Origin of the sequence: Microcystis sp. LE19-84.1B (assembly GCF_027531875.1) — a bacterium.
GTDB lineage: Bacteria > Cyanobacteriota > Cyanobacteriia > Cyanobacteriales > Microcystaceae > Microcystis > Microcystis panniformis.
In genome coordinates this window covers 1-3649 of record NZ_JAPZSR010000265.1, presented here as the reverse complement: position 1 = coordinate 3649, position 3649 = coordinate 1, and the positions used below count along the sequence as shown (strand labels likewise).

Sequence of the window (3649 nt, the reverse complement as noted above, 5' to 3'; positions counted from 1 at the left end):
TGTATTTTATCTTTATAGGTGGTGCGTTACGACGGATTGTTACCTTCAAGTCAAAGCAGCAATTTCTGCCGTCTAACGCACCCGACGTTTTACAGTATTTTATCTTTATAGGTGGTGCGTTACGACGGATTGTTACCTTCAAGTCAAAGCAGCAATTTCTGCCGTCTAACGCACCCTACATTTTACAGTATTTTATCTTTATAGGTGGTGCGTTACGACGGATTGTTACCTTCAAGTCAAAGCAGCAATTTCTGCCGTCTAACGCACCCGACGTTTTACTGTATTTTATCTTTATAGGTGGTGCGTTACGACGGATTGTTACCTTCAAGTCAAAGCAGCAATTTCTGCCGTCTAACGCACCCGACGTTTTACTGTATTTTATCTTTATAGGTGGTGCGTTACGACTGCCGTCTAACGCACCCTACGTTTTACTAATTAGCTAATAAGGACAAGTCGGGGAAAAGATTTCCCTGTTTCCCCTTCCCTTTTGCGATAAGATAATTAATATAACTCCAAGAGGACTGCTCTATGAATATTCGTATTGGTAACGGCTACGATATCCACCGATTGGTAACAGGAAGACCTTTAATTTTAGGAGGAGTAGAAATTGCCCATACTGTCGGTTTATTGGGTCACAGTGATGCCGATGTCTTAACCCACGCTATCATGGATGCCATGCTGGGGGCGCTTAGTTTAGGCGATATCGGTCATTATTTTCCCCCCACAGACCCACAATGGCAAGGGGCGAATAGTTTAAAATTATTAGAACAAGTTAATCAATTAATTATCGAGCAAGGTTGGCAGATTAATAATATTGATTCGGTAATTGTCGCCGAAAAACCGAAAATGAAACCCCACCTTAATGCGATGCGAGCCAAGTTAGCAGCAACTCTCAAGATTAATCCAGAACAGGTGGGAATTAAAGCCACTACTAACGAACAATTGGGACCGGTGGGACGAGAAGAAGGTATCGCAGTTTATGCCGTGGTTTTATTGGTTAAGGAATAAGTAATTAGTAAGAATTAGCTCAGATTAAGTATCCCAAACCTATGAATATAGACACAAAAATCTTAGAAACTGTCGAAGCAATGCCAGAGTTATTAAAAATAGAGCTGCTGCACTATGCTGAATATTTGATGGCCAATTATCAATCAGATGTTATTATAGAGAAACCTTCTCTTAGGAAACGTCGTTCAGGAATTTTACAAGGTACATTTACCTTACCTTTGTCCGATGACTTTGATGAGTCTTTGGAAGATTTTCAGGAATATATGTGATGACATCTTTTCTTCTGGATACTCATACTTTCATCTGGTTAACTGAAAACGATCCTAACTTGCCTGATAATCTTCGGGAGGAAATTGATTTTGCTCCTGAAGTTTATGTCAGTATTGTTAGTCTCTGGGAAATTGCGATTAAGTTAAATTTAGGTAAGTTAGCCCTACAAAAAAGTTATGAAACCATTGAAACTAAACTAGAAGCATCAGATATAACCTTACTGTCTATATCATTTTCTGATACTCTAAAAATTTGTACTTTACCCTTGCATCACCGAGATCCATTTGATAGAATGCTAATGGCTCAGTCTCTAAACAGATCGCTAATTCTAATTAGTAAAGATACTAAATTTGATGCTTATAATGTACCAAGAAAATGGACATAATACCCCGTTCGGCTCAATTCTATTCAAGATGAGAGCAAGATAAATTTCCTAATTACCCATAGATTTCTAACCTTCATTGCTAAATTCTATCTATGACTGCTATTATCCAACAAATAAAAGAGCGTTTTTCCCAATCCCTAGTTAAATCCTTTGGGGAAAACTTCGCCGCTACCGATCCTCTAATTGTCGCCGCTAGTAACCCCCGTTTTGGCGATTATCAATGTAATATTTCCCTCTCTTTAGCCAAAGAATTAAAACAAAAACCCCGGGAAGTGGCGGCAACTTTACTAAAAAATCTAGAGATAGATGATCTCTGTCAACCCCCCGAAATTGCTGGACCCGGTTTTATCAATCTTACCCTTAAACCTAGTTATCTAGAAACCCAATTAAAAGACCTAATTACTGACAACCGTTTAGGAGTTGCCACCGCTAACCCCAGTCAAAAAATTATTGTCGATTTTTCTAGTCCCAATATTGCCAAAGAAATGCACGTCGGTCACTTGCGATCGACTATAATTGGTGATTGTATCGCTCGGATCCTGGAATTTCGTCATCATCAAGTAATTCGTCTTAATCATGTCGGGGATTGGGGTACTCAATTCGGGATGTTAATCACCTATCTACAAGAAGCTTATCCTAGCGCTTTAACCCAAGCAGATGCTCTTGATTTAGGGGATTTAGTTAGCTTTTATAAAAAGGCTAAAATTCGTTTTGATGAAGACGAAAACTTTAAAGAAACTGCCCGCCAAGCCGTAGTAAAATTACAGTCGGGTGATCCGCAAAGTCGTCAAGCATGGCAGTTACTTTGTCAACAATCACGGCGGGAATTTCAGAAAATCTATGATATTCTCGATATAAAACTGACGGAAAGGGGGGAATCTTTTTATAATCCCTACCTTGAGACGGTAATCAGAGAATTAGATCACCAGGGATTACTAACAGAAGACAACGGCGCTTTATGTGTCTTTCTCGATGGTTTTACCAACAAAGAGGGGGATCCTCTGCCCCTAATTGTCAAGAAATCCGACGGCGGTTATAATTACGCTACCACCGATTTAGCGGCAATTTGTTATCGAGTGCGTCAAGATAAAGCCGAAAGAATAATTTATGTTACCGATGCTGGACAAGCTAACCATTTTGCCCAAGTATTTCAGGTGGCTAAAAAAGCGGGATTTTTACCCGATAATGTGGCAGTGGTTCACGTCGCTTTTGGATTAGTTTTAGGGGAAGATGGTAAAAAATTAAAAACTCGTTCCGGGGAGACGGTAAAATTACAAGAATTACTTGATCAAGCGATCGCCTGTTCCCTAGCTGACTTAGAAAAAAGACTGGCAAGCGAGGAAAGAGAAGAAACCGGCGATTTTATCGCTAAGACTGCCGAAACTGTCGGATTAAGTGCCGTTAAATACGCCGATCTCAGCCAAAATCGCAATAGTAACTACGTTTTCAGTTACGACAAAATGCTCAATCTGCAAGGCAACACCGCCCCCTATATGCTGTACGCTTACGCTAGGGTCCAGAGTATCAGTCGCGAAGGTGGTATTAATTTTCAGGATTTAAGTGCCAATTCACCGCTAATTCTCAAGGATGAAAGCGAATTAATTCTGGCTAAACAATTACTGCAACTGCCGGAAGTAATTAGTGCAGTGGAAGAGGATTTATTACCCAATCGTTTATGTGATTATCTTTATGAACTCAGTAAAAAGTATAATCGTTTCTACGAGAATTGTCCCGTTCTGAAAGCATCAGAACCGATTAAAACCTCTCGTTTAGTTTTGTGTGATTTAACGGCAAGAACCCTAAAATTAGGCTTATATCTCTTGGGTATCCCCGTTTTGGAAAGAATGTAAATCAGTTATCAGTTATCAGTTATCAGTTATCAGTTATCAGTTATCAGTTATCAGTTATCAGTTATCAGTTATCAGTTATCAGTTATCAGTTATCAGTTATCAGTTATCAGTTATCAGTTATCAGTTATCAGTTATC

The 3649-nt window shown here is 39.4% G+C and carries 4 protein-coding genes and 1 pseudogene; all 5 read left to right on the top strand.

Translation table 11 applies throughout. From position 1 onward, the window contains the following. Positions 1–443 (top strand): annotated as a pseudogene (locus tag O9324_RS15420) (hypothetical protein); the annotation flags it as partial. Between the two features lie 85 nt (positions 444–528). Then, positions 529–1008: a 2-C-methyl-D-erythritol 2,4-cyclodiphosphate synthase gene (gene ispF, locus O9324_RS15415; RefSeq protein WP_288140632.1), complete on the top strand. Its 480-nt coding sequence runs from the start codon at positions 529–531 to the stop codon at positions 1006–1008. 41 nt (positions 1009–1049) lie between these two features. Continuing rightward, positions 1050–1277, top strand: a complete 228-nt coding sequence (gene vapB, locus O9324_RS15410; protein ID WP_002732589.1) for a type II toxin-antitoxin system VapB family antitoxin — start codon at positions 1050–1052, stop codon at positions 1275–1277. Beyond that, positions 1277–1663, top strand: coding sequence for a type II toxin-antitoxin system VapC family toxin (locus O9324_RS15405; RefSeq protein ID WP_287629471.1), 387 nt, complete (start codon positions 1277–1279; stop codon positions 1661–1663). Before vapB ends, O9324_RS15405 begins: the two co-directional genes overlap by 1 nt. A 92-nt stretch (positions 1664–1755) precedes the next feature. Further along, on the top strand, positions 1756–3513 hold the full coding sequence (argS, locus tag O9324_RS15400; RefSeq protein WP_288140631.1) for an arginine--tRNA ligase: 1758 nt from the start codon (positions 1756–1758) through the stop codon (positions 3511–3513). Positions 3514–3649 lie beyond the last annotated feature (136 nt).